The 25046-nt window shown below is 72.9% G+C and carries 28 protein-coding genes; 15 read left to right on the top strand and 13 right to left on the bottom strand.

Features of this window, described 5'->3' with window-relative positions:
* Positions 1 to 3: 3 nt before the first annotated feature.
* The 6 genes from DRB89_RS19760 to DRB89_RS19740 all read right to left on the bottom strand — a co-directional run bounded on the left by DRB89_RS19760 (position 4) and on the right by DRB89_RS19740 (position 5020).
* The gene (locus tag DRB89_RS19760) at positions 4 to 1131 is read right to left on the bottom strand and encodes a mechanosensitive ion channel family protein (protein WP_112449630.1); all 1128 of its coding nucleotides are present in this window, start codon (positions 1129 to 1131) and stop codon (positions 4 to 6) included.
* 251 nt (positions 1132 to 1382) lie between these two features.
* On the bottom strand, positions 1383 to 1763 hold the full coding sequence (locus DRB89_RS44690) for a hypothetical protein (protein WP_239516238.1): 381 nt from the start codon (positions 1761 to 1763) through the stop codon (positions 1383 to 1385).
* A 13-nt stretch (positions 1764 to 1776) separates the two neighbouring features.
* A complete protein-coding gene (locus DRB89_RS19755) occupies positions 1777 to 2520 on the bottom strand; it encodes a hypothetical protein (RefSeq protein WP_239516237.1) in 744 nt (247 codons plus the stop codon).
* Between the two features lie 61 nt (positions 2521 to 2581).
* The gene (locus DRB89_RS19750; RefSeq protein WP_275431961.1) at positions 2582 to 3394 is read right to left on the bottom strand and encodes an amino acid ABC transporter ATP-binding protein; all 813 of its coding nucleotides are present in this window, start codon (positions 3392 to 3394) and stop codon (positions 2582 to 2584) included.
* Positions 3395 to 3422: 28 nt separating this feature from the next.
* Complete coding sequence (locus tag DRB89_RS19745) at positions 3423 to 4223, bottom strand: amino acid ABC transporter permease (protein ID WP_112449628.1); 801 nt, start codon at positions 4221 to 4223, stop codon at positions 3423 to 3425.
* Positions 4220 to 5020, bottom strand: a complete 801-nt coding sequence (locus DRB89_RS19740; RefSeq protein WP_112453568.1) for an ABC transporter substrate-binding protein — start codon at positions 5018 to 5020, stop codon at positions 4220 to 4222. Before DRB89_RS19740 ends, DRB89_RS19745 begins: the two co-directional genes overlap by 4 nt.
* 147 nt (positions 5021 to 5167) lie before the next feature.
* On the opposite strand from DRB89_RS19740, the gene DRB89_RS43040 reads away from it, so the two are divergent.
* Complete coding sequence (locus DRB89_RS43040) at positions 5168 to 5344, top strand: hypothetical protein (protein WP_162688657.1); 177 nt, start codon at positions 5168 to 5170, stop codon at positions 5342 to 5344.
* 7 nt (positions 5345 to 5351) lie between these two features.
* On the opposite strand, the gene DRB89_RS19735 is transcribed toward DRB89_RS43040, so the two are convergent.
* The 3 genes from DRB89_RS19735 to DRB89_RS19725 form a co-directional block, all read right to left on the bottom strand.
* Complete coding sequence (locus tag DRB89_RS19735) at positions 5352 to 6650, bottom strand: MFS transporter (protein ID WP_112449627.1); 1299 nt, start codon at positions 6648 to 6650, stop codon at positions 5352 to 5354.
* 11 nt (positions 6651 to 6661) lie between these two features.
* Positions 6662 to 7927 (bottom strand): Ig domain-containing protein, encoded by a 1266-nt coding sequence (locus tag DRB89_RS44685; RefSeq protein ID WP_239516236.1) that lies wholly within the window; start codon positions 7925 to 7927, stop codon positions 6662 to 6664.
* A gap of 144 nt (positions 7928 to 8071) precedes the next feature.
* On the bottom strand, positions 8072 to 8965 hold the full coding sequence (locus DRB89_RS19725) for a LysR family transcriptional regulator (protein WP_112449023.1): 894 nt from the start codon (positions 8963 to 8965) through the stop codon (positions 8072 to 8074).
* Between the two features lie 537 nt (positions 8966 to 9502).
* Here DRB89_RS19725 and DRB89_RS19720 point away from each other — a divergent pair.
* From DRB89_RS19720 to DRB89_RS19710, 3 genes are all read left to right on the top strand, one after another.
* Positions 9503 to 10543 carry an ABC transporter ATP-binding protein gene (locus tag DRB89_RS19720; protein ID WP_204357770.1) on the top strand — a complete coding sequence of 347 codons (1041 nt, stop codon included), beginning with the start codon at positions 9503 to 9505 and terminating at the stop codon, positions 10541 to 10543.
* Positions 10544 to 10623: 80 nt separating this feature from the next.
* Entirely contained in the window at positions 10624 to 11370 is a 747-nt protein-coding gene (locus DRB89_RS19715) for an ABC transporter permease (protein WP_239516817.1), read from the top strand.
* A 53-nt stretch (positions 11371 to 11423) separates the two neighbouring features.
* Positions 11424 to 12170, top strand: a complete 747-nt coding sequence (locus tag DRB89_RS19710; RefSeq protein ID WP_204357771.1) for a hypothetical protein — start codon at positions 11424 to 11426, stop codon at positions 12168 to 12170.
* Between the two features lie 13 nt (positions 12171 to 12183).
* On the opposite strand, the gene ybaK is transcribed toward DRB89_RS19710, so the two are convergent.
* The 3 genes from ybaK to DRB89_RS19695 form a co-directional block, all read right to left on the bottom strand.
* Positions 12184 to 12672, bottom strand: a complete 489-nt coding sequence (ybaK, locus tag DRB89_RS19705; protein WP_112449541.1) for a Cys-tRNA(Pro) deacylase — start codon at positions 12670 to 12672, stop codon at positions 12184 to 12186.
* Positions 12673 to 12691: 19 nt separating this feature from the next.
* Complete coding sequence (locus tag DRB89_RS19700) at positions 12692 to 13429, bottom strand: LON peptidase substrate-binding domain-containing protein (protein ID WP_112449542.1); 738 nt, start codon at positions 13427 to 13429, stop codon at positions 12692 to 12694.
* A gap of 97 nt (positions 13430 to 13526) precedes the next feature.
* Complete coding sequence (locus DRB89_RS19695; protein ID WP_112449543.1) at positions 13527 to 15128, bottom strand: oxidoreductase; 1602 nt, start codon at positions 15126 to 15128, stop codon at positions 13527 to 13529.
* A gap of 146 nt (positions 15129 to 15274) precedes the next feature.
* Here DRB89_RS19695 and hisD point away from each other — a divergent pair, with 146 nt between their 5' ends.
* The 9 genes from hisD to DRB89_RS19655 are packed head-to-tail and all read left to right on the top strand — an operon-like array spanning position 15275 to position 22353.
* Positions 15275 to 16597 (top strand): histidinol dehydrogenase, encoded by a 1323-nt coding sequence (gene hisD / locus DRB89_RS19690; RefSeq protein WP_112449544.1) that lies wholly within the window; start codon positions 15275 to 15277, stop codon positions 16595 to 16597.
* The gene (locus DRB89_RS19685; RefSeq protein ID WP_239516235.1) at positions 16594 to 17718 is read left to right on the top strand and encodes a histidinol-phosphate transaminase; all 1125 of its coding nucleotides are present in this window, start codon (positions 16594 to 16596) and stop codon (positions 17716 to 17718) included. Before hisD ends, DRB89_RS19685 begins: the two co-directional genes overlap by 4 nt.
* Complete coding sequence (hisB, locus tag DRB89_RS19680) at positions 17715 to 18308, top strand: imidazoleglycerol-phosphate dehydratase HisB (protein ID WP_112449546.1); 594 nt, start codon at positions 17715 to 17717, stop codon at positions 18306 to 18308. The genes DRB89_RS19685 and hisB overlap by 4 nt, the downstream gene beginning before the upstream one ends.
* A gap of 1 nt (position 18309) precedes the next feature.
* The gene (locus DRB89_RS43750; RefSeq protein WP_204357772.1) at positions 18310 to 18477 is read left to right on the top strand and encodes a hypothetical protein; all 168 of its coding nucleotides are present in this window, start codon (positions 18310 to 18312) and stop codon (positions 18475 to 18477) included.
* Positions 18478 to 18494: 17 nt separating this feature from the next.
* Positions 18495 to 19142: an imidazole glycerol phosphate synthase subunit HisH gene (gene hisH, locus DRB89_RS19675; RefSeq protein ID WP_112449547.1), complete on the top strand. Its 648-nt coding sequence runs from the start codon at positions 18495 to 18497 to the stop codon at positions 19140 to 19142.
* A complete protein-coding gene (priA, locus tag DRB89_RS19670; protein WP_112449548.1) occupies positions 19142 to 19876 on the top strand; it encodes a bifunctional 1-(5-phosphoribosyl)-5-((5-phosphoribosylamino)methylideneamino)imidazole-4-carboxamide isomerase/phosphoribosylanthranilate isomerase PriA in 735 nt (244 codons plus the stop codon). The genes hisH and priA overlap by 1 nt, the downstream gene beginning before the upstream one ends.
* Positions 19873 to 20277, top strand: coding sequence for a RidA family protein (locus DRB89_RS19665; RefSeq protein ID WP_112449549.1), 405 nt, complete (start codon positions 19873 to 19875; stop codon positions 20275 to 20277). The genes priA and DRB89_RS19665 overlap by 4 nt, the downstream gene beginning before the upstream one ends.
* Positions 20274 to 21029 (top strand): imidazole glycerol phosphate synthase subunit HisF, encoded by a 756-nt coding sequence (gene hisF / locus DRB89_RS19660; protein WP_112449550.1) that lies wholly within the window; start codon positions 20274 to 20276, stop codon positions 21027 to 21029. The genes DRB89_RS19665 and hisF overlap by 4 nt, the downstream gene beginning before the upstream one ends.
* A gap of 19 nt (positions 21030 to 21048) precedes the next feature.
* Positions 21049 to 22353, top strand: a complete 1305-nt coding sequence (locus tag DRB89_RS19655; RefSeq protein ID WP_239516234.1) for an MFS transporter — start codon at positions 21049 to 21051, stop codon at positions 22351 to 22353.
* Positions 22354 to 22427: 74 nt separating this feature from the next.
* Here the strand turns inward: DRB89_RS19655 and DRB89_RS19650 are convergent, their stop codons facing one another.
* On the bottom strand, positions 22428 to 23060 hold the full coding sequence (locus DRB89_RS19650) for a TIGR03085 family metal-binding protein (RefSeq protein WP_112453551.1): 633 nt from the start codon (positions 23058 to 23060) through the stop codon (positions 22428 to 22430).
* Positions 23061 to 23144: 84 nt separating this feature from the next.
* Between DRB89_RS19650 and hisI the strand changes: the two genes are divergently transcribed.
* Both hisI and DRB89_RS19640 read left to right on the top strand, forming a co-directional pair.
* The gene (gene hisI, locus DRB89_RS19645; protein WP_112449551.1) at positions 23145 to 23534 is read left to right on the top strand and encodes a phosphoribosyl-AMP cyclohydrolase; all 390 of its coding nucleotides are present in this window, start codon (positions 23145 to 23147) and stop codon (positions 23532 to 23534) included.
* A gap of 15 nt (positions 23535 to 23549) precedes the next feature.
* On the top strand, positions 23550 to 25040 hold the full coding sequence (locus tag DRB89_RS19640; RefSeq protein ID WP_112449552.1) for an anthranilate synthase component I: 1491 nt from the start codon (positions 23550 to 23552) through the stop codon (positions 25038 to 25040).
* Positions 25041 to 25046 lie beyond the last annotated feature (6 nt).

Below are 25046 nucleotides of genomic sequence, written 5' to 3'. Positions count from 1 at the left end.
CCGCTACCGTCCGCTGTCCGCCAGGGCCTGGACCGGGGCCTGGACCGGGGCCTCGCGCTGGTGCGGGACCGGCGAGGCCGCCGCGGAGGGTGCGGCCCGCAGGTCGTCCTGCCGGAGCTCGACCGTCCGCGTGGGGGCGGGGATCGAGATGCCCTCCTCGTGGAACCGGCGGTGCAGCCGCTTGATGAACTCGTGCTTGATCCGGTACTGGTCGCTGAACTCGCCGACGCCCAGGATCACCGTGAAGTCGATCCTGGAGTCCGCGAAGGTGTGGAACCGGACGGCCCCCTCGTGGTCTGGGACCGCGCCGTTGATGTCGGCCATCACCCCGTCGACCACCTCCAGGGTCACCCGCTCGACGTGCTCCAGATCGCTCTCGTAACCCACCCCCACCTGGACCAGGATCGACAACTGCTGCTCGGGCTGGGTGAAGTTGGTCATGTTCGTGCGCGCGAGCCGCCCGTTGGGGATGATCACCAGGTTGTTCGAGAGGTTGCGGACCACGGTGTTGCGCCAGTTGATGTCGACGACGTACCCCTCCTCGCCGCTGGTGAGCCGGATGTAGTCACCGGGCTGCACCGTCTTGGAGGCGAGGATGTGGACGCCCGCGAAGAGGTTGGCGAGGGTGTCCTGCAGGGCCAGCGCGACCGCCAGACCACCCACGCCGAGAGCGGTCAGCAGGGGCGCGATGGACACGCCCACGGTTTCGAGTGCGACCAGCAAGCCCATCGCGAGCACCACGACCCGCGTGATGTTGACGAAGATGGTGGCCGAACCGGCCACTCCCGTCCGGGCCTGGGCCACCGACTGGACGAGACCGGCGACGACCCGGGCCGCGCCGAGCGTGGCCATGAGGATCAGCAGCGCGGTCAGCGACTGGTTCACCCAGCCGGAGACCCGCGTGCTCAGCGGCAGCGTCGAGGCGGCCACCGCGGCGCCCGCGATGACGGCCGCCCCCGGAGCCAGGGCGCGCAGCGCGCCGACGATGAGGTCGTCGCCGCTCCACCGGGTCCGCAGGGCGTGCTTGCCCAGCCACCGTACGAGGGCCCGCAGGAGCAGGCCGCCGACCGCGCCGGCGGCCAGCGCGATGCCGGCGACCAGCCAGTCGTGCAGGACGAGGTCCCGGGTCAACGGACGCCCTCCGCCCCTCGTCGGACCGGGGATGCGGCGGCGGGCGCTGCCGGCCGCCGTATGAGGTGTGTCTTCACCTTGTCACCTGTCAGTTCGTCGTGCACGGAGGCGTGTTCGCACACGCGCGCGCATGTGGAACGAGCTGCCATCCTGCCCCATGGCCACGGCGGCGCCGCAGGTGGGCCGGGTCCGCCGACGGACCGAGAACTGCAGCGGTCGGTAGCCGCGGTCCCCGAGCACGGTGTCGATCGCTAGTTCTTCTGCAGGGTGCGGGTGACACCGGCGATGACGGCGGTCGTGAGCATCCAGCCGAGGACGATCAGCAGGTAGGCCAGCCACTGGATGACGTCGTTCGACCAGTACCACCCCGCGCGCTGTCCCAGACCACCGATGGGAATCAAGAGGTCGAGTGTGTAGACCAGGGGCTGGAACGGGAAGCCTTCACCCGGCTTCACCGAGGTCGGAGAGTCGGTACCGAAGACCAGAGTGCCCAGCAACGTCAACGTCAGGAGCCAGACACCTGCCAACCAGGGCCGGTAGCCGTACCCTACGGTCACGTCGAGCAGGTGCCCCCACGCCCGTGCCGGCGGGGACAGGGTGAGGCGTCGGTGACGCTGTTTCGCCAGCAGCACGCGGCGGGCGTCGTCATCGTGGCCGATCCCCCGGTACCAGCCCGCGAGTTGCTCGTACGGCTGCGGGGCATATCCGGGGTTCCGACGGACCCACGCCCGGCGACGGGCCACCTCGTCCCTGACCGGCGTTTCGCCCGCGCCCGCTGCTGACGCGCCGTGCGCCAGGCAGCCGGAACCCGCCTCGTGTGGTGAGCCGCTGGGCGAAGACGCCGCCGTCCAGGACGAGGCCACCCGCGAGCACTGCCCACTCCTCCGGGCTCGAGATCTTGGCATCCGAGAGCAGGAGATTCCCGGCCATACGGACGTTGACGAGTACGAGGGAGCCACCTTCGACACTCGACCGCCTCAGATCCAGGTCGCCCTCGATCCGTGCGAGTTCGGCGTCGATCCCCGGAACCCAGCTGTCCGTGATCTCGATCGTCCGGGTCGTGGCCCCGTGCAGCCGCACCGCCTCGTCCAGCCGGCAGCCCTCCAGCGAGAACGTGTGGCGGATCTCCGCCCCGGACAGGTCGAGGCGGCCGGTGATACGCGTCCCGGCGAGTCGCAGGGCGGCTACGCCACCGGACCGACCGTCGTTCGCGCCGAGCAGCAACGCCGTCACCACGGCCGCGCGGACCGTGCGTTCGGGACCCCATCGAGTACCCGCGGAGGGAGCGTCAGCCTCGGGCACACCTGTGCGCAGGTCGACTCGACGCCCCTCGGGGAAGGCGTCCCACAGCTCGCGCTCCGGCGGGGTCAACTCGTCGTATGACAGCACCCATGCAGAGTAATGATCTCCTCACCCGGTCGCGCGCCAACCAGGAGAACGGTTCGTTCTGTCAGGGGTTCTCAGCGGGTCGCGGGTCCTCGCCGGCGGCCCCGGGGGCCTCGGTCCCCGCCGGGTCCAGGATGCGGTTGAGGAAGGCCTTGGTCCGCTCGTGCCGGGGGTCCCCGACCACCTGCGCCGCCGGACCCTGCTCGACGATCACGCCGCCGTCCATGAACACGACCCGGTCGGCGACCTCCCGGGCGAAGCTCATCTCGTGGGTGACGACCATCATCGTCATGCCCTCGCCCGCCAGTACCCGCATCACCGCCAGGACCTCGCCGACGAGTTCGGGGTCGAGCGCCGAGGTCGGCTCGTCGAAGAGCATCACCTCCGGGCCCATCGACAGGGCCCTGGCGATCGCCACCCGCTGCTGCTGGCCGCCGGACAACTGGGCGGGGAACGCCTCGGACTTGTCGGCGAGGCCGACGCGTTCGAGGTTCTCCGCGGCCACGGCCGCGGCCCTGGTCCGGTCCCGGCCCAGGACCCGGCGCTGGGGCAGGGTGAGGTTGCCGGTGACGTTCACGTGCGGGAAGAGGTTGAACTGCTGGAAGACCATGCCGATGCGGCGGCGTACGGCGTCGATGTCGACGTCCGGGTCGGTGACCTCCGTGCCGCCGACGAAGACCCGGCCCTCGCTGGGCTCCTCGAGCAGGTTCACGCAGCGCAGCAGCGTCGATTTGCCCGAGCCGGACGGCCCGATGACGCAGACCACCTCGCCGCGGGCGATCTCGAGGTCGATGCCGCGCAGGACGTGGTTGGCGCCGAAGGACTTGTGCAGTCCGCGGATCTCGATCTCGGGGCCGTCCGTGGCCTTCGTGTCCACCGCTGGTGTCTCCTGTGGCATGTCGTCCTCACGTGGCCTTGTCCGCGCGGGCCTCCAGGCGGCGCACCACGAAGCTCAGCGGCACGGTCACCAGGAGGTAGCACAGGCCCGCGACCAGGATCGGGGTGGAGTTGGCGGTCTGGCTGGCGAGGTCCCGGCCGAACTTCGTCAGCTCGCGCTCCTGCAGCGTCACGCCGAGGAACAGCACGAGCGAGGAGTCCTTGAACAGCAGGACCAGCTCGTTGGTGAGCGGCGGGATGACGATGCGGAACGCCTGCGGGATGACGACCGAGACCATGGCCCGGGCGTGCGAGAAGCCGAGTGAGCGGGCCGCCTCCATCTGCCCCTTGGGCACCGCCTGGATGCCGGCCCGGATCGTTTCCGCCATGTAGGCGGCGGCCACCAGTCCGAGGCCGATCGCGACCTTGCCGTACGTGCCGCCGGGGATCTCCGTACCGGGGAACGCCAGGGGCACCGCCACGCCCACGAAGATGAAGATCAGCAGGGCCGGGAGGCCCCGGAACAGTTCGATGTAGACGCCGGCGACCCACCGGTACGGGGCCACCGAGGACAGCCGCATCATGGCGATGACCAGGCCGAGGACCAGGCCGAGGAGGAACCCGGACGTCGTGTAGATGACCGTGTTGCGCAGGGCGGTGGTGATGATCTCCGGGAAGAGCCGCACCGCCAGGTCCTTCTGGGCGAACTGGTTCTGCAGCCGGCCCCAGTCGGCGTTGACGCCGACCAGGACCAGCACCGCCGCGAAGAGGGCGTACTGCAGGCCCTGCGAGAGTGCGCGGCGCTGTCGGCGGGTCAGCCGAGAGGTCACGGCGCGGCCTGGGGCAGCGGGCCGATCCACTGCTCGTAGATCTTCTTGTAGGTGCCGTCGGCCTTGGCGTCCGTGATGGCCTTGTCGATCGCGGCCACGAGGGCGGTGTTGCCCTTCTTCACCGAGAATCCGTACTGCTCGCCCGTGTCGATGCTCTGTCCGAGGGTGAACTCGGCCGCGTTCTTCGGGTCCTTCAGCCAGCCCTGGACGACGGGGTAGTCGATGACGACCGCGTCGACCTGGCCGGTGCGCAGTCCGTTGAGGACCGCGTCCGAACTCTCGAAGGCGACGGGGTCGAAGCCCTGGGCCTTGGCGTAGCTCTCGCCGGTGGTCTCGGCCTGCGCGCCCAGCTTCTTCGACTTCGCCTTGAGGTCGGCGAGCGAGGTGACGCCGCTCTTCTTGGTGGCGAGCAGTGCCTGGGTCGCGTCGAAGTAGGGGACGGAGAAGTCGACGTTCTTCTTGCGCTCGTCGGTGATCGTCATGCCGGCCGCCGCGAGGTCGCACTCGCCCGAGTTCAGGAAGGCGCCGGTCTTGAAGTTCTCGAAGGGCGTGTCGAGGATCTTCTGCTCGACCCCCAGCCGGGTCGCCACCAGGTCGACGAGCGCCACGTCGAAACCGACGACCTTGCCGTCCTTCTCGAACTGGAACGGCGGGTAGGGCAGGTGGGTGCAGGTGGTGAGCTTGCCCTTCTCCACGACGGGCACTCCGCCGGCCGCTTCGCCCGACCCGCCCCCGGAGGAGGAGCATCCGGCGACGAGGAAGGCGCCCGCCGCGGCGGCGGTGGCCGCGACGCGGATGCGGAGGCTGTTGCGGCGACTGCGGTTTCCTCTGGCCGTCCGGAACACGGTTGACCTCCACGGGTGCGGGGTGGGCGGCGATCACGGGACGGGACCGTCCGCCGAGATCGTAAGGCAAGGGCGGCGCCCGCTGAGGGATCTTCGGCGATGGGTTCCGGGGACGCCGGGCGGACCCGGGCGGATCCGGCCATGATCGCGGAGGCGGCCGCTCCGGGCTCCCCGGGCGGTCCCCCACCCGGCCGCGGGCCGTGGCTCGGGCCCGTCGGGGTATCCGGCGGGATGCGCCACGCCGTCGCCCCGGAGGCGCCGGGCTCGCACAAGTGACCGGATCTCAACGGCCCCGGGCGGCCCGCCGGTTCGCCGGCGGGTCGCCCTGCGGTGCGCGGGACCGGCCCCCGCGCGGGCGGCGGCCGGCCGCCGCGACGGCGGCCAGGACCAGCAGCAGTCCCCCGGCGGCGACGCCCAGGGCCGGGCCGGGTCCCCACAGGGTCCAGGCCGCCCCGAACAGCAGGGAGCCCGCGAACCGCGCCAGGGCCTGCGCGGTCTGGAGCACCGCGAGTCCGGTGGTGCGCAGCCCGGCCGGCAGCAGCGGGCCGGCGGCTGCCATCAGCACCCCGTCCGTGGCCGCGTAGAACAGGCCGAGCAGTCCGAGGACGCCGAGGACGAGGACGGGCCCGGGCGGTACCGGGGCCAGGAGCAGCAGGCAGGCGCCGGACAGCAGCAGGTGTCCGCCGAGGAAGACCCGGTGGCGGCCGAGCCGGTCGGCGAGCCGGCCCACGGGCAGCGCGGCCAGCAGGAACACGGCCGCCGTGCCGACGGGCAGCAGGGGGAAGTACGCGACCGGCAGGTCCAGGCGGCGTTGGAGCAGGAGGTAGAGGAAGGCGTCGCCGACGGTGAACAGGCCGAGCGCGGCGGCGGTCAGACACAGCCGCCGCAGGCCGGGGATCCGCAGGAGGTCCCGGGCCGAGGTCGTCCCGGCGCCGGGCGCGGCCGCGGGCGCCGGGCTCTCGCGTACGAACAGGGCCAGCACCACGACCCCCAGCACCGCGAAGCAGCAGCTCACCGCGAAGACGGCCTCGTACCCGTCCACCGCCACCCACAGCACTCCGAACGCGGCCAGCGGTCCCAGCAGGGCGCCGGCCGTGTCCATCGCGCGGTGCACGCCGAAGGCGCGGCCCTGCTCCTCCGGCGGACAGGACAGCGAGATCAGCGCGTCGCGCGGGGCGGTGCGCAGGCCCTTGCCGGTCCGGTCGGCGGCGAGCACCACCGCCACCGACCAGGGGGCGGTGGCGGCCAGCAGGGCGGCCTTGCACGCGGCGGAGATCGCGTAGCCGGTGCCGGCGACGAGTTTGCGGCGGTGGGTGCGGTCGGAGACCCGCCCGCCCACCAGGCGCAGCAGTGCGGTGGCGCCCTGGACCAGTCCGTCCAGGGCGCCGAAGGCGAGCGGGGACATCCCGAGCACGGTCACCAGGTACAGCGGCAGGACGGCGGTGACCATCTCGGCGGAGACATCCGTGACCAGGCTGACCAGGCCGAGCGCGAGCACCGTGCCGGGGACGGCCCGCAGGGGGCCCTTCGGAGCCGGAGGGCCTGCGGCGATGTCCGCGGCGCGGCTGGTCGACAGGTACACGGATGCCTCTCTCAGAACCAGTTGATGGTGAGGGGGAAGGTGGTGCCCGCGGCGGCTCCGGTGCTGTCGGTGGCGGTGGCGGTGATCTGGACGGTGCCGCTGCTCCAGGGTTTGCCGGTGATGCGGCCGGTGTTGGCGTCGAGGGTCAGGCCCCAGGGGAGTCCGGTGGCGGCGTAGCGGACGGGGGGCTTCCCGCCGGTGGCGGTGAGCTGGATGGTGCAGTTCTGGTTGAACTTGCAGGTCTGCGGACCGGGGTTGGCCAGCTTCAGATCACCCGGAGTCGGAGTCGGAGTCGGGGTCGGAGTAGGCGTGGGCGTCGGGGTCGGGGTCGGCGTCGGCGTGGGCGTAGGGGTAGGCGTCGGCGTGCCGGCGCAGCCCGGGGTGGCCTCCGGGGGCAGCGGGACGCGCCAGATCTGGGTGTCGTTCTCCGACCCCACGAGCAGGCTGGTGCAGTCGGCGTACGTCACCGTCTCGCCCTGCGACTGCGCCGGGAGGGCGACGTCCGCGAGCTTGGCGCCGGAGGTGTCGTACACGGAGGCCGTGTTGGCGCCCAGCGGCCCGCCGCTGCGCAGGGTGTACGAGGCGCCCGACGGCGAGAACGCGCCGTCGGTGGCGAAGACCGGGCCCGGCCGGACCGCGGTGAGGGTGTTGACCTGCCCGGCCACCGGCGGCAGCGGAGCCTGGTACAACTGGCCCGCCGCGCCGATGAGTTTGCTCGCGATGTGGATCCGGCCGGTGACGGGATCGGCGAGCAGCGACTCCGCGTCGTGCTTGCCGTCGGCGTAGGCGAAGCGGTACGTCACGGGCGTCACCGTGGCGTTGGCGAGCTGATCGGGCTCGGCGAAGGAGTGCACGGTGATCTCGGCGCGACTGCCGAAGTTGTCGCCGATGTCGCCGACCAGGATCGCGGGGCCACCCCCGGCGTCCTTGCCGATCGTCAGGCCCTCCCAGTCGGTGTTGCCCACGCCGGCGACCGTGAGCGTGGCCAGGAGCCGGCCCGTGGCGCCGTTGCAGTCGACGGCGAAGACCTGGTTGGTGTTGCCGCTGTCGTTGACGGCGTAGAAGACGCCCGGGTGCTTGCGGCTCATGGCGAGGCCGCTGATCTCGGCCATGCCGCCGGGGAGGGTGCACTGGCGCTCGGGGGCCGCGGCCGCGGCCGGGGCCGGGGCGGCGCTGGCCGCGCCGCCGGCCATCCAGGCCACGGCCGGCAGGATCGTGGCGAGGACCGCGGTGGCGAGGGCGGCGGCCCGTGGGGGCGTGAGGAGTTGTCGGGACATGCCCACCATGTGAGAGGACGTCAGTTTCTGGCGCCAGGGCCAATCACTCCCCCTTCGAGCATCGTTCAATGCCGGACGGGCATGCCTGGCCACCGGGAGCTGCCTTCCGGTCACACCGGCACGGCCCGTCCGGCACGCACGGGGTCAGCGGGCCGGTTCCCGTACGGGCGAGTTGTGCCGGGCGTGCGCGATGAAGGCGCGGGCCGCGCGGCTCAGCGGCCGCCGGGCGTGCGCGATGCCCACCGGGCGCAGCAGGGGCGGGGTGAAGGAGCGGATCTCCGCCCGGCTGCCGAAGGCCCGCGCCACCACGTCGCGGTACCAGATGAGGGAGCCGCGGCCGTCGGTCACGCCCGTCACCCAGGCGAGCCGTTCGTCCACTTCGAGGCAGGGCACCGGGCGCACGCCCAGGCAGCTGAACATGGCCTCCATCTCGGTGCGCCGGCCCGTCCCGGGGGTGGGCAGCACCATCGGGAGCCCGTCGAGGGCGCGGAACGGCATCGGATCGGGCAGGGACGAGCCGATCGGCGAGATGAGCACCACCTCGCGCTCCTGGATGTGGTGGGTGGAGAGCTCCTTGTCGACCGGCAGGTCGACGAGCGCCAATTCGGCCCGGCCCTGGGTCAGTTCCTCGACCAGCGTCTCGCGGCTGTCGTACTGCTGGACCCTGACGTCGATGCCGGGGTGCCGCTCGGTGAAGGCCCGGACCAGGTCGGAGGCCAGGTCGAGGGCCAGGGTGGGCGTGGTGACGAGGGTGAGGGTGGCCCGGCCGCCCTTGCCGTGGGGCGTCCCGATGTCGTCGATCGCGTCCACCGCGTCGAGGACGGTCCGGGCCAGCCGGACGACCCGAGCCCCTTCAGGTGTGAGGTCCACCCCCCTTCCCCGGCGGGCGAGGAGCTCGACGCCGAGGTCGCGCTCCATGGCCTGGACGGCGCGGGACAGCGCGGACTGGGCGACGAAGACCGAGGCCGCCGCGCTCGTGATGGAGCGGCAGTCGGCGACGGCGACGAGGTAGCGGAGCTGGGCGAGGGTGGGCGTCATGACCGGACGGTAACCGCGCGAGGTTATACCCGTAAGAGCAAGTCGGGTGAACAACTACTTGAAGTCGCAAAGGTGTTCATGCTGGACGGGTGGCAAGCCATACCGATGCGGCATGAGCCCGCGCTGACGAGGTGCCCCGCCGGCCGGGCCGGGCCGGGCTTCCCGGGTGGCAACGTCGCAGGTCAGTGCGGTGGAACGGGTGTGCGGACGGGTCCGGCGGCGGGCCGCCGGGGCGATGCGCGGGCACCGGGGGCGGGAAGTCCGGGATTCCGGATGGCCGTTGACAGTGCACGGCGGCCACCGCACGATGCATCGCGTCGCCAGGGGATTTGACCGCCGTTCAAGCTTGTCCTCCGGTGGACTCCCGGCCGATCCGCGCGTCACCCACCCCGCCTTCCCCTTCCCGGAACTACACGCAGGCGTTGCCGCCGCAGACGGCAGATGTGTATAAGAACCCGGCCCCGACCCCGGCCGCCCCGGCCGCCCCGGCCGCCCCGGCAGCCGAGTAGGCACCGGAACCCCGTAGGCTGCTCCCTCGTGAGTACGGGCACAGCACAGGCTGACACGGGCACGGCAGCGGCCGCGGGAGCGGCTCCCGACGTGGTCTGCGCGGTGCGTGACCTGGTCAAGACGTACCCCGCGGTCCGGGGACGCCGCGGAGCTCCCGCCCTGCCCGAGACCCGCGCCACCGACGGGATCTCCCTGGACGTGCGGCGCGGCGAGATCTTCGGCCTGCTCGGCCCCAACGGCGCCGGCAAGTCCACCCTGGTCCGCCAGCTCACCGGGCTGATGCGGCCGGACTCGGGCTCGGTCTCCCTGCTCGGCCACGACCTCGTGCGCCACCCCGAGCGGGCGGCCCGGCTGCTGTCCTACCTCGGGCAGGAGTCCACCGCCCTCGACGAGCTCACCGTGTCCCTGGCCGCCGAGACCACCGGCCGGCTGCGCGGGCTCGGCCTGCGCACGGCGCGCGCCGAGCGGGACGCCGTCCTGGAGGAGCTCGGGCTCACCGAGATCGCGGGCCGGCCCCTGAAGAAGCTCTCCGGCGGACAGCGGCGCCTCGCCTGCTTCGCCGCCGCACTGGTGGGCGAGCGGCCCGTGCTCGTCCTCGACGAGCCCACGACCGGCATGGACCCCGTGGCCCGGCGCGCCGTCTGGTCCGCCGTCGACCGCCGCCGCGCCGAGAGCGGGGCCACCGTGCTACTGGTCACCCACAACGTCATCGAGGCCGAGACCGTCCTCGACCGGGTCGCCGTCATCGACCAGGGCCGGGTCATCGCCTGCGACACCCCGGCCGGGCTGAAGGCCGAGGTCTCCGGCGAGGTCCGCCTGGAACTCGTCTGGCGCACGGCCGCGCCGCTGGAGATCCCGGAGGTCGCCGCGCTCGCCGCGTCGGCCGCCGCATCGGGGCGGCGCTGGGTGCTGCGGCTCGGACCGGACGAGGCGCGGGCGGCGGTGGCCGCCGTGACCGGCGGCCCGGCCTTCGCCGCCCTCGACGACTTCACGCTGGCGACGCCGAGCCTGGAGGACGTGTACCTCGCACTGGGCGGGCGTACGTCGAAGGGACTGGTGAAGGCGTGAGCTCCACGGCCACGGGCACTCCCGCACCCGAGGCGGCCACGGGCACCCCGGTACCCGCCGCGGCCACCGCACCGGGCCCCCTGGCTCCGCGCGCCCGGTTCTTCCCGGCCCTCGCCGCCGTCTACCGGGCGCAGCTGTCCCGGGCGCGGGTCTCGCGGATCCCGCTGCTCTTCGTCGCCACCTTCCAGTCCGTCGGGATCATGATCCTGATGCGGGGAGTCGTCGACGGGGGCTCCGAGGCGCGCGCCGTCGTGGCCGGCTCCTCCGTGCTGGTCGTCGCCTTCGTCGCGCTGAACCTGCTCGCGCAGTACTTCGGACAGCTCCGGGCGAGCGGCGGGCTGGACCACTACGCCACCCTGCCCGTGCCGCCCGCCTCGGTGGTGCTGGGCACGGCCGCCGCGTACGCCTCCTTCACCCTGCCCGGCACCCTGGTCACGGCCGTCTTCGGCTGCGTGCTGTTCGGGCTGCCGATGGGCGGGCTGTGGATCCTGGCCGCCGTGGTGCCGCTGGCCGGGGCCGCGCTCGCCGGACTCGGCGCGGCGCTGGGACTGCTCGCGCCGCGGCAGGAGCTGGCCACGCTGGCCGGACAGCTCGGCATGTCCGCCGCACTGCTGCTGGGCGTACTGCCGCCCGAGCGGATGCCGGACGTCATCGTGTGGACCCGGGACCTGCTGCCGTCCACGTACGGGGTGGAGGCCTTCGCCCGCACCTTCGCACCGCACCCGGACTGGGCGGCGGTCCTCCTGGACCTCGGCGTGTGCGGGGCGGTCGGCGTTCTGTCCCTGGCCGTGGCGACCTGGGCGTACCGGCGGGCCGCGGTCCGCTGACGACGGGGGCGGCCGACCCCTCCGCCCGTCCGGGGACCTGGCACGATGTGGGGGTGACCGAAGCCGTGACCCCTTATGACAAGGCCGACCAGCCGCCGCTGTCGTCGCCTTCGCCTTTCCCTGAGTCCTCGCCCGAGCCGGTGCTCTCCCCGGCCGACATCCGCGACGGGGCCGCCATCGCCCTGGTCCTGGGCGTGGCCGGGGTCCTGCTCGGTGTGCTGTGGGCGTGGCTGGCGCCGCGCGTGCAGCTCGTCTCGAACGGGGAGGCCGTGTTCTTGCGGAACACCGAGAGCGAGGCGCGCATCGGGGCCGACGCGACGTTCTTCCTGCTGTCCGCCGGCTTCGGTGTGCTCAGCGCGGTCGCCGTCTTCCTGTGGCGCCGGCGCGGGGGAGTCCCGCAGGTCGTCGGGCTCGCGGCCGGTTCGGCCTTCGCCGCGCTGGTGGGCTGGCGCGTGGGCCTGTGGCTGGGCCCGTCCCCGGACGTCGTGGCGGTCGCCCGGCGGGTGGGCAAGTCGGTCCCCTTCGACGCCCCGCTGGAACTGATGGCGCACGGGACCCTGCTCGTCTGGCCGATGGTCGCGGTGATCGTCCACCTGGCGCTGACGGCCCTGTGGGGGCCGCGCGAGCCCGCACCGGCGATGTCGGTGTCCTGGCCCGCCGCGGGGTACTACGCCGCGCCCGCCGCACCCGGATCCGATGCGGCCCCGGGCGCTCCCGGTGCTCCCGGTGTCCACGGCTCCGCCGCCGGCCCGCAGGACCAGCCGGCGGGACCCTCGGCGCCGGAGCCCCCGCGCCCCTGACCGGGGGACGGGGCTACGCGCGGGCGATCGGGGCGAGCGCGGCCGCCGTCAGGCCGGTGAGCGCCGAGGGCGCGAGCTCGACCTCCAGGCCGCGCCGGCCCGCCGACACGCAGATCGTCGCGAACTGCTCGGCCGAGGCGTCCAGGACCGTCCGCAGCCGCTTGCGCTGCCCCAGCGGGGAGATCCCGCCCAGCACGTAGCCCGTGGTGCGCTCCGCCAGGGCGGGGTCGGCCATCGCCGCCCGCTTGCCGCCCACGGCCGAGGCCAGGGCCTTCAGGTCGAGGCTGCCGGAGACCGGCACCACCGCCACCACCAGCGAGCCGTCCACATCGGCGAGCAGGGTCTTGAAGACCCGCGCCGCGGAGACCCCCAGGGCCTGCGCGGCCTCCTCGCCGTAGGACGGGTGCGCCGGGTCGTGGTCGTAGGCGTGGACGGTGAAATCGGCGCCGGCCGCAGTCAGGGCCACGATCGCCGGGGTGCCCGCGGGTTTCTTCTTCGCCATCGGTCCTCCGTCGGACGCGTCAGTTCGGGCTCGTCGGGGCGCGGGTCAGGTCCACGGCCGGGAGCGAGGGGAGGTGGCGGATGACGGCCGTCTCCGCGCGCAGCAGCTTCAGCTCCTCCGCGAGGCGGGTCGCCGTGTCCGGGGCCTGGAGCAGGCGCTGCTTCGCCGGGATGTCCAGCACCGCCGCCGCCGCGACCAGGTACGAGACCACGGACGGCTCGTCGGGCAGGTCCATGCTCGTCAGGGACCGCTCACGGGCCCCCGCCAGGCGCTTCTGGTAGTTCCGGAACGCCCGCAGCACGCCCTCGGCCAGCGCGCCCGCGCCCTCGCCCGAGTCCTCCGGAAGTTCCTCCAGCTCCGCCACCAGGTACGGACCCGACGCGTCGACCGACAGCAGGCGCACCCGGATCGTGCCGGTCGCCATCACCTCGAAGCTGCCGTCCTCCCGCTCCCGGATCGAGGCCGCGTCCGCGATGCAGCCCACCCGGTGGAAGGCCTGGACCGGGTCCGCGCCGAAGCCCGCGGTCGGGCCGCGCTCGGGCAGGGAGGTCTGGTCCGGCAGGCCGGGCGCGGTCGGGGCGACCTCCCGGCCGTCGCGGATCGCCACGACCGCGAAACGGCGCGGCTCGTCGTCGCCCGCCTTCAGCAGCTCGCGCATCATGGCGCGATAACGCTCCTCGAAGATGTTCAGCGGGAGGACGAGTCCCGGGAACAGCACCGAGTTCAGCGGGAAGAGTGGCAGGCGAACGGTGGTCACGAGGCACAGGGTAATGGCCGCGGGGCGCGGGGCGTGTCCCAGGGAACGGGGCGGACCCGGCCCTGATCCCCGGGACAGCCCCGGGACAGCCCCGACGTCACCCCCGCCTCAGCAGGCGGGACGCGCCCGCCGCCACCGTCGTGGCCAGGATCCAGCCCACGATGACCAGCGCCGCCGCCCCCCACTGCCAGCCGCCCGTCTGGTTCCACTGGTCCTGCTGCCCGAGGTCGATCACCGGAAGCAGCAGGTCCAGGGCGTACAGGGAGGCGTTCCAGGCCGGATGCTCGTCCGCCTTGATCGCCGCGGGCTGGCCGTGCAGGTGGAAGACGACCGCGCCCGCCGCCCACAGGACGGCCATCCACAGAGCGGCCCGCCCCGGCCGGTAGCCGTAGACCACCGTCCAGTCCTGGAGGTACCCCCACGCCCGCAGCGCCGGCGGCAGCGTCGTGCGCCGCCTCCGCTGCTTGGCCAGCAGCACCTCCCGGGCGTCCGCGTCCTCCCCCGAGGCGCGCAGCACCGCGGCGAGCCGCTCGTACGGCTCGGGGGAGTACTCGGGGGTGGCCGCCTCGACCCACTCCAGCCGCCGGGCGAGCGGGAAGTGCCCCCGGGGCGCGAGGCTCTCGTAGCCGAAACCCTCCATCGAGACCCGGCCCGGGCCCGGCCAGCTCGTGGAGGCGTCCACGAGCTTGACCACGCGGGCCCCCGACAGCACCACCCGCCCCAGCTCCGGCCGCTCGCCCACGAACCGCAGCTCCGGGGTGTGGATGCGGCGCAGCGAGACCTCCTGGTCATCCGTGAGGGTGAACCGGGCCCCGTAGAAGTCGACGGCGTCCCCGAAGCGGCCGTCGTCCAGGCGCAGGCCGCCCCGGCACTCGAAGTGCTGCGCCCGCAGGCCCCGGGCGGGGGTCCGGCCGAACCCGTACGGCGGCGTGGAGGAGTCGGAGTCGCCCCGCGCGTAGTCCAGCGCGATCGAGGTCAGGTACAGGGTCCGCTCGACGGTGAGCTGCGGGGCGTTGAGCGCGCGGCGCCCGTCCGGATTGCGCAGGCGGGCCCCGCGCAGGTTCATCGACACGCCGACCTTGGCGCCGCGCAGGCTCACCTCCCCGTACGTCTCGAGCAGCTCCCCCTGGAAGTCCTGCGCCACCGACATCCCGTCCGCGGCCAGCGCCCGGCCCTTGCTGTCCCGCTGCACCACCGCCTCGCTGATCAGCAGGTCCGTGCCGATCTGCGCGTCGGTCAGCCGGATGCCCCGCGCCACCCGGCAGCGCCGCAGGTGCAGGTCGCCCTCGGTGTGCAGGCGGGCCGCGTCCAGCCGGGGTATCGCGCAGTTCACCAGGCGCAGGGTGCCGAAACGGGTCTCGGAGAGCTGCACCTCGCCGTCGAAGCGGCAGGACTGCAGCTCCACGTACGGGGCGACCGTGCCCCCGGACAGGTCGAGGCGGCCGGTGATCCGCACCCCGCGCAGTTTCAGCGAGGCCACCCGGCCCGGCACCGGTCCCGGCCCGTGCAGCAGCAGGAGCGCCACCACCCGGGCGCGGACACTGCGCTCGGGGCCCCAGACCGTGTCGGCGTGCGGATCGTCCCGGTTCGCGGCGCGGGAGCTCAGATCGCAGACGCTACCGGTGCGGTACGCGCTCCACATGCGCTGTTCGGGGCCGGTGAGATCGGCCGGTTCCTCGCCCGCGCGCGCTTCGGCCATGGCGGCCCCCCTCCGCTGTCACGACGGATGGCACCGCGTGTACGCGAACGCTAAACGGCCGCCGTGACATCCGGGAACGCCCGGGGCGTGTATCAGCCAGTGATACAGGCGAACGGTCGCGCGAGGCGGTCTGAGAGAATTGGCAGGTGATCTCTCGTATCGACCTGCGCGGTGACGCCCTCCCCGAGGGCGGCGCCCTGCGCGATCTGCTGCCCCGTGCCGAGTTCGACGTGGAAGCCGCCCTGGACAAGGTGCGGCCCATCTGCGAGGACGTCCATCATCGTGGGACGGCGGCGCTGATCGAGTACGCGCAGAAGTTCGACGGAGTGAAGCTCGAGCAGGTCAGGGTCCCGGTAGAGGCCATCAAGACCGCTCTCGACGAGCTCGACCCGGCCGTCCGCGCCGCCCTCGAGGAGTCGATCCGGCGCGCCCGGATCGTCCACCGCAACCAGCGCCGCACCGAGCACACCACCCAGGTGGTCCCCGGCGGAACGGTGACCGAGAAGTGGGTTCCGGTGGAGCGCGTGGGGCTGTACGCCCCGGGCGGCCGCTCGGTGTACCCGTCCTCCGTCGTCATGAACGTCGTACCGGCCCAGGAGGCGGGCGTCGAGTCGATCGCGCTCTCCTCCCCGCCGCAGGCGGAGTTCGACGGCCTGCCGCACCCGACGATCCTCGCGGCCTGCGCGCTGCTCGGCGTCGACGAGGTGTACGCGGCCGGCGGCGCCCAGGCCGTCGCGATGTTCGCGTACGGCACGGAGGAATGCGCACCGGCGAACATGGTGACCGGCCCCGGCAACATCTGGGTCGCCGCCGCCAAGCGCTACTTCACCGGCAAGATCGGCATCGACACCGAGGCCGGACCGACCGAGATCGCGGTCCTCGCGGACTCCACGGCCGATCCGGTCCACGTCGCCGCCGACCTGATCAGCCAGGCCGAGCACGACCCGCTGGCCGCCGCCGTGCTGGTGACGGACAGCGAGGAGCTCGCGGCCGCCGTCGAGAAGGAGCTGGAGCCGCAGGTCGCGGCGACCAAGCACATCGAGGACCGGATCAAGCCCGCGCTGGCCGGCCGGCAGTCCGCGATCGTGCTGGTCGACACCCTGGAGGACGGCCTCAAGGTCGTCGACGCCTACGGCGCCGAGCACCTGGAGATCCAGACGGCCGACGCGGCCGCCTGGGCCGCCCGCGTGCGCAACGCCGGCGCGATCTTCGTCGGCCCGTGGTCCCCGGTCTCCCTCGGCGACTACTGCGCCGGCTCCAACCACGTGCTGCCCACCGGCGGCTGCGCCTGCCACTCCTCCGGCCTGTCCGTGCAGTCCTTCCTGCGCGGCATCCACATCGTCGACTACACGCGGGACGCCCTCGCCGAGGTCACCCACCACGTGGTGACGCTCGCCGAGGCCGAGGACCTGCCCGCGCACGGCGCCGCCCTCAAGGCGCGCTTCGGATGGAAGGTTCCCCAGCAGTGAGCGCGGAGACAGTGGACATCGGCATCGACGACCTCCCCATCCGGGACGAGCTGCGCGGCAAGACCCCGTACGGCGCCCCGCAGCTCGACGTGCCCGTCCAGCTGAACACCAACGAGAACCCGTACGGGCTGCCCGAGGCGATTGTCAGCCGCATCGCCGAGCGCGTCGCCGAGGCCGCCCGCACCCTCAACCGCTACCCCGACCGGGACGCGGTCGAGCTGCGCACCGAGCTGGCCGCCTACCTCACCCGTACCGGCAAGCACCCGGTCGCGCGGGAGAACGTGTGGGCCGCCAACGGCTCCAACGAGGTCCTCCAGCAGTTGCTGCAGACCTTCGGCGGGCCCGGGCGCACCGCGATCGGCTTCGAGCCCTCGTACTCGATGCACGCGCTGATCGCGCGCGGCACCGGCACGGACTGGATCTCCGGACCGCGCCGCGAGGACTTCACCATCGACGTGGAGGCCGCCGAGCAGGCGATCGCCGCCCACAAGCCCAACGTCGTCTTCATCACCTCGCCCAACAACCCCACGGGCACCGCGGTCGGGGCGGAGACGGTCCTGGCCCTCTACGAGGCCGCGCAGGAGGCCGGGCCCAGCCTGGTCATCGTCGACGAGGCCTACGTGGAGTTCAGTCACCGGGACTCGCTGCTGCCGCTGATCGAGGGCCGCCCGAACCTGGTGGTCTCCCGGACCATGTCCAAGGCCTTCGGCGCGGCCGGCCTGCGCCTGGGCTACCTGGCCGCGCACCCGGCCGTGGTCGACGCGGTCCAGCTCGTACGGCTGCCGTACCACCTGTCGGCCGTCACCCAGGCGACCGCGCTGGCCGCCCTGGAGTTCACCGACACCCTGCTCGGCTACGTCGAGCAGCTCAAGGCCGAGCGCGACCGCCTGGTCGCCGAGCTGCGGGGCATCGGCTTCGAGGTCACCGACTCCGACTCGAACTTCGTGCAGTTCGGCCGGTTCGAGAATTCCCACACCGCCTGGCAGAAGATCCTCGACCGGGGCGTCCTGGTCCGGGACAACGGCGTACCGGGATGGCTGCGGGTCACCGCGGGCACCCCCGCCGAGAACGACGCGTTCCTGGAAGCGGTTCGCGCACTGAAGAAGGAGCAGCACGCATGAGCCGCATCGGACGGGTCGAACGGACCACCAAGGAGACCTCGGTCCTCGTCGAGATAAACCTCGACGGCACGGGCAAGGTCGACGTCTCGACGGGCGTGGGCTTCTACGACCACATGCTCGACCAGCTCGGCCGCCACGGCCTCTTCGACCTCACGGTCAAGACCGAGGGCGACCTGCACATCGACAGCCACCACACCATCGAGGACAGCGCGCTCGCGCTCGGCGCCGCCTTCAAGCAGGCCCTCGGCGACAAGGTGGGCATCTACCGCTTCGGCAACTGCACCGTGCCGCTCGACGAGTCCCTCGCGCAGGTGACCGTCGACCTGTCCGGCCGCCCCTACCTCGTGCACACCGAGCCCGAGAACATGGCGCCGATGATCGGCACGTACGACACGACGATGACCCGGCACATCTTCGAGTCCTTCGTCGCGCAGGCCCAGATCGCCCTGCACATCCACGTGCCGTACGGGCGCAACGCCCACCACATCGTGGAGTGCCAGTTCAAGGCGCTGGCCCGGGCCCTGCGCTACGCCGCCGAATTCGACACCCGCGCGGCCGGGATCCTGCCTTCCACGAAGGGCGCCCTCTAGCGTGAACGGGCTCAACACGATCCTGATCGTCCTCGGCCTCTTCCTGGCCGGCGGCGTCTACTCCTTCCAGAAGCAGCAGATGCCCAAGTCGGTCGTCGTCCTGCTCGCCTTCGGCTCCGTGATGTGCCTGGTCGCCGGAGTCCTGCGGATCCAGGGAATTTGGGAGTGAGTGCCATACACCCCTCAATGGGCAAAAGGGCCACCAAGAAGGTCGTCGTCTTCGACTACGGCTTCGGCAACGTCCGCTCCGCCGAGCGCGCGCTCGCGCGCGCGGGCGCGGACGTGGAGATCACCCGCGACTACGACCGGGCCATGGACGCCGACGGGCTCCTCGTCCCCGGCGTCGGCGCCTACTCCGCCTGCATGAAGGGGCTGAAGGAGGCGCGCGGCGACTGGATCATCGGCCGCCGGCTCTCCGGCGGCCGCCCGGTCATGGGCATCTGCGTCGGCATGCAGATCCTCTTCGAGCGCGGCATCGAGCACGGCGTGGAGACCGAAGGCCTCGACGAGTGGCCCGGCACGGTCGGCCCGCTCAAGGCCCCGATCGTCCCCCACATGGGCTGGAACACCGTCGAGGCGCCGGCCGACAGCCAGGCCTTCGCCGGCCTGGACGAGGACGCCCGCTTCTACTTCGTGCACTCCTACGCGGCCCACGACTGGTCCCTGGAAGTCACCAACCCGCTGATCAAGGCCCCCAAGGTCACGTGGGCCACGCACGGCGAGCGGTTCGTCGCGGCGGTGGAGAACGGGGCCCTGTGGGCCACCCAGTTCCACCCCGAGAAGTCCGGGGACGCCGGCGCCCAGCTCCTCACCAACTGGATCGAGACCCTGTGATGACGACCTCGAAGAAGCTCGAGCTGCTTCCCGCGGTGGACGTGCGGGACGGCCAGGCCGTCCGCCTCGTCCACGGCGTCTCCGGCAGCGAGACCTCCTACGGCTCCCCGCTCCAGGCCGCCCTCGCCTGGCAGGCCTCCGGCGCCGAGTGGCTGCACCTGGTCGACCTCGACGCCGCCTTCGGCACCGGTGACAACCGCGCGCTCGTCGCCGAGATCACCGGCGCCATGGACATCAAGGTCGAGCTGTCCGGCGGCATCCGCGACGACGCCACGCTCGCCGCGGCCCTCGCCACCGGCTGCACCCGCGTCAACCTCGGCACCGCCGCCCTGGAGACCCCCGAGTGGGCCGCCAAGGCCATCGCCGAGCACGGCGACAAGATCGCGGTCGGCCTCGACGTGCGCGGCACCACCCTCAAGGGCCGCGGCTGGACCAGCGAGGGCGGGGACCTCTACGAGACCCTCGCCCGCCTGGACTCCGAGGGCTGCGCCCGGTACGTCGTCACCGACATCGGCAAGGACGGCACCCTCACCGGCCCCAACCTGGAGCTGCTGAGAGACGTCTGCGCCGCCACCGACCGGCCCGTCGTCGCCTCCGGCGGCATCTCCTCCCTCGACGACCTGCGCGCACTGGCCGGCCTGGTCGGGGCCGGCGTCGAGGGCGCGATCGTAGGCAAGGCCCTGTACGCCAAGGCGTTCACGCTCGAAGAAGCCCTGAAGGTGGTCTCCGCATGAGTTCCGAGAACAATTCAGACGTCCGGCGCATCTCCTCCGGCGGTCCGTACGAGGACGTCCTCGGCTACTCGCGCGCCGTGCAGCTCCCCACCGGCCTGGTCCTGGTCTCCGGCTGCACCGGGGCCGACGCGGGCGGCCCGTACGACCAGGCCATGAAGGCCTTCGACGTGGCCTTCAAGGCCCTGGAGAAGGCCGGGCTCGGCCCCGAGCACGTGGTCCGCACCCGCCTCTACCTCACGCACGCCCGGGACGTGGACGAGGTCGGCCGCGCCCACAAGGAGCTCTTCGACAAGGTCCGCCCCGCCGCGACGATGATCATCGTCAACGGGTTCGTCGACCCGAGCATGGTCGTCGAGGTGGAGGTCGAGGCCTTCGGCCCCGTCGCCGGAGGCTCCGCATGACCCTCGCCGTACGGGTGATCCCCTGCCTGGACGTCGACAACGGCCGGGTCGTCAAGGGCGTCAACTTCCAGAACCTGCGCGACGCCGGCGACCCGGTCGAGATGGCCAAGCTCTACGACGCCGAAGGCGCCGACGAGCTGACCTTCCTCGACATCACCGCTTCCTCCGGGAACCGCGAGACCACCTACGACGTGGTGCGCCGCACCGCCGAGCAGGTCTTCATCCCGCTGACCGTGGGCGGCGGGGTACGCACCGCCGACGACGTGGACAAGCTGCTGAGGGCCGGCGCCGACAAGGTCGGCGTGAACACCGCCGCCATCGCCCGGCCCGAGCTCATCCAGGAGATCGCGGAGCGCTTCGGCCGGCAGGTGCTCGTCCTGTCCGTGGACGCGCGCCGCACGGAGTCCGGTTCGTTCGAGGTGACCACCCACGGCGGCCGGCGCAGCGCCGGCATCGACGCCGTCGAGTGGGCCCACCGGGCGGCCGAACTGGGCGCCGGGGAAATCCTGTTGAACTCGATGGACGCGGACGGTACCAAGGACGGCTACGACACCGAGATGATCGCGGCCGTGCGCAAGCACGTCACGGTCCCGGTGATCGCCTCGGGCGGCGCGGGCACCCTCGCGCACTTCCCGCCGGCGATCGCGGCGGGCGCCGACGCGGTGCTCGCGGCGTCGGTGTTCCACTTCGGCGACCTGCGCATCGGGCAGGTCAAGGACGCGCTGCGCGAGGCGGGCCACCCGGTCCGCTGAGGTTTTCCCTGGGGGCGGGTTGAACGGGAACGTCAAGGGCAACGGCGAAGCCGGGGGCGGAACCGCGACCGGGGCCGGGGCCCGGGTCGGGGCCGGGGCCGGCCGCAGCGTGTGGCGCGACGCCAACGTGCTGCGCTGGCTCGCCGCCTACGGGTCGTCGCTCGTCGGGGGCGGCGTCTACTTCCTCGCCCTCGGCTGGGCGGCGGCCCAGACGGCCGGCCCGGCCGAGGTCGGCCTGGTCATGGCCGTCGGCGCGGTGCCGCGCGCGCTGCTCATGCTGGGCGGCGGGGTCGTCGCCGACCGGTTCGGCCCGCGGCTGGTCGTCATCTCCTCGGACGCCGTGCGCTGCGCGGTGATCCTGGGCCTGGCCCTGCTGGCCGCCCTCACCTCCCCGGGCCTGTGGGCGCTGGTCCTGGTCGCCCTGGTCTTCGGCGTCGTGGACGCGCTGTTCATGCCGGCCGTGGGGGCCCTGCCGCCGCGGATCGCCGCCCGCGGGCAGCTGGTACGGGTCCAGGGCCTGCGCAGCCTGGCCGAACGCGTCGGCCACACCGCCGGGCCGCCCGTGGCGGGGCTGGCGATGGGCCTCGGCGGACCGGCGGCGGCCTTCGGGGTGGCTTCGGCGCTGTTCGGGCTCTCGCTGGTGCTGCTGCTGGCGGTACGCATCTCCCCGTCGGCCGGCCCCGCCGCCGCCCCCGACTGGGGGAGTTCCGAGACGCCCTGGCAGCAGCTGCGCTCGGGGATCGGGTACATCCGCGGGCACGGCCTGATAGGGCCCCTGGTGCTGTCCGGGGCGCTGAGCCAGCTGGGCACGTCCGCCCCGATGACGCTGGGGCTGATCCTGGTCGCGGGGGACCGCGGCTGGGGGCCGGCCGGGGTCGGCTGGATCGTCGGCGGCATGGGCGTCGGCGCGGCGGCGAGCGCGCTGCTGCTGACCCTGATCCCGAGGTTCCCCCGGGCCGGGGCGGTCCAGAACCTCACCCTGATCGTCGGCTCGGCGGGCATCGGCGCGCTGGTCCTGGCACCGAACCTGGCCGTCGCGGTCGCGCTGGCGGTGCTGACGGGGCTGGTCTGCGGGATCTGCGGCGGGCTGGCCGTCGCGCTGATCCAGACGGCGACGGACCCCGCGTACCTGGGGCGGGTCAGTTCGGTGATGGCCTTCACGGCGGTCGGGCTGGCTCCGCTGGCGTACCCCGTGTTCGGCTTCGCCGCCGGGCTGTGGGGGGTGACCCCGGTCTTCCTCGCGGGGGCCGCGGTGAGCATGGCGGGGGCGATCGTCGGCACCTGCGCCCCCGCCGTCCGCCGCGCGGAGCTGGCCTTCGCCTGATTCCTCGTCGACGCGCCCGTCGGGGTGCCGCCACCGCCACCGCCACCGTCCGCGTGGTGCGGGGCCGGGAGGGATCAGATGCCGAGCTGGGCCACCGTGAGCTTCGCGACGGCCTCCTTCGGGCCGTCCAGTTCCACCGCCGCCGAAGCCTGCCGGCCGAAGCAGAACAGGGTCAGCTCGCCCGGTTCGCCGGTCACCGTCACCACCGGCGCGCCCTTGTGGGCCACCGCCGTCTGGCCGTTCGGACGGCGCAGCACCAGGCCCACCGGGGAGCGGCGGCCCGCCAGCCGGGACAGCTTCTCCAGCCGGGACCACAGGGAGTCGGAGAAGACCGGGTCCAGGGTCCGCGGGGACCAGTCCGGCTGAGCGCGGCGCACGTCCTCGGCGTGGACGTAGAACTCCACCGCGTTCGCGACCTCGTCGATCTGCTTCAGCGAGTACACCGACAGCTTCGGCGGCCCGGTGCGGAGCAGCTGGACGAGCTCCTCGTACGGCTTGGCCGCGTACTCCTCCATCGCCTTGTCCAGGCGGCCCTTCAGAACGTTCAGCAGCAGCCCGCCCGCCGCGTCGGGGCGGCGCTCCCGGACCACCACGTGGGCGGCGAGCTCCCGGGTCCGCCAGCCGTCGCACAGCGTCGGCGCCTCCGGTCCGGCCGATTCCAACAGGTCCGCCAGCAGCAGTCGTTCGCGCTTCGCATGGGTAGACATGGCGGCCAGCCTACGGCCGGGACCCGGCCCGTGGCTGCTCATCAGGCGGACAGGGATCCTTGACCGCTCCCCGGGCGCGGCACAATGGCGTCCATGAGTACGTCCTCCCTCGATCCCGCCATCGCCGCCCGCCTCAAGCGCTCCGCGGACGGTCTGGTCCCGGCCATCGCCCAGCAGTACGACACCGGTGAGGTGCTCATGCTCGGCTGGATGGACGACGAGGCCCTGCACCGCACCCTGACCACCGGCCGCTGCACGTACTGGTCGCGCAGCCGCCGGGAGTACTGGGTGAAGGGCGACACCTCCGGCCACTTCCAGCACGTGAAGTCCGTCGCGCTCGACTGCGACGCCGACACCCTGCTCGTTCGGGTGGACCAGGTGGGGGCGGCCTGCCACACCGGCGCCCGGACGTGTTTCGATGCGGACGTCCTGCCCCTGGCCGGTTCCGCCGGCCCCACGGCCGAAGCCGAATAGGTAAGGTGCCACGCAATGGATCTTGAGACGTTCCGCAAGCTCGCGGCCGACCGCCGCGTCATCCCCGTGAGCCGCAAGCTGCTGGCGGACGGGGACACGCCCGTCGGGCTCTACCGCAAGCTGGCCGCCGAACGTCCTGGGACGTTTCTGCTGGAGTCCGCGGAGAACGGCCGCTCCTGGTCGCGCTACTCCTTCGTCGGCGTCCGCAGCGCCTCCACCCTGACCGTCCGGGACGGCCAGGCCCACTGGATCGGCACGCCGCCCGTCGGCGTCCCCACCTCGGGCGACCCCCTGGAGGCCCTGCGGCAGACCGTGGAGGCCCTGCACACCCCCCGCGACCTGTCCTCCGGCATGCCGCCCTTCACCGGCGGCATGGTCGGCTACCTCGGCTACGACATCGTGCGCCGCCTGGAGCGGATCGGCGAGCACACCGAGGACGATCTGCGGCTGCCCGAGCTGACGATGCTGCTCACCTCGGACCTGGCGGTCCTGGACCACTGGGACGGCACCGTCCTGCTCATCGCCAACGCGATCAACCACAACGACCTCGACGCGGGCGTCGACGAGGCGCACGCGGACGCCGTCGCCCGGCTCGACGCGATGGAGGCCGACCTCGCGCGGCCCGCCCCGTACGCCCCGATGCCGCTGCCCGACGCGGAACTCCCGGAGTTCTCCGCCCTCTGGGGCGGCGAGAAGTACCAGGCCGCCGTCGAGGAGGTCAAGGAGCGGATCCGGGCCGGCGAGGCCTTCCAGGTGGTGCCCTCGCAGCGGTTCGAGACCCCCTGCAAGGCCTCCGCGCTCGACGTGTACCGGGTGCTGCGGGCCACCAACCCGTCCCCGTACATGTACCTCTTCCGCTTCGAGAACGGCTTCGACGTGGTCGGGTCCAGCCCCGAGGCGCTGGTCAAGGTCGAGGACGGCCGGGCCATGGTCCACCCCATCGCCGGCACCCGGCACCGGGGCGCCACCCCGCAGCAGGACAACGACCTCGCCGAAGAGCTGCTGGCGGACCCCAAGGAGCGTGCCGAGCACCTCATGCTCGTCGACCTGGGCCGCAACGACCTGGGCCGGGTCTGCGAGCCGGGCTCCGTCGAGGTCGTCGACTTCATGAGCATCGAGCGGTACTCGCACGTCATGCACATCGTCTCCACGGTGACGGGCCGCGTCGCCGAGGGCAAGACCGCCTTCGACGTGCTCACCGCCTGCTTCCCGGCCGGCACCCTGTCCGGCGCGCCCAAGCCGCGCGCCATGCAGATCATCGAGGAGCTGGAGCCCACCCGCCGCGGTCTGTACGGGGGCTGCGTCGGCTACCTCGACTTCGCCGGGGACTCCGACACCGCCATCGCCATCCGCACCGCGCTGCTGCGCGACGGGAAGGCGTACGTCCAGGCGGGCGCCGGGGTCGTCGCGGACTCGGTGCCCGAGCTGGAGGACGCCGAGTGCCGCAACAAGGCCGCCGCGGTGCTGCGCGCGGTGGGAGCGGCGAACCGCCTCCACGGCGCCTGAGCGGGT

The sequence above is a fragment of the Streptomyces sp. ICC4 genome (genome assembly GCF_003287915.1).
Lineage (GTDB): Bacteria > Actinomycetota > Actinomycetes > Streptomycetales > Streptomycetaceae > Streptomyces > Streptomyces tritrimontium.
The sequence above is the reverse complement of the archived record's forward strand: the minus strand, read 5'-3'. Positions and strand labels throughout refer to the sequence as shown.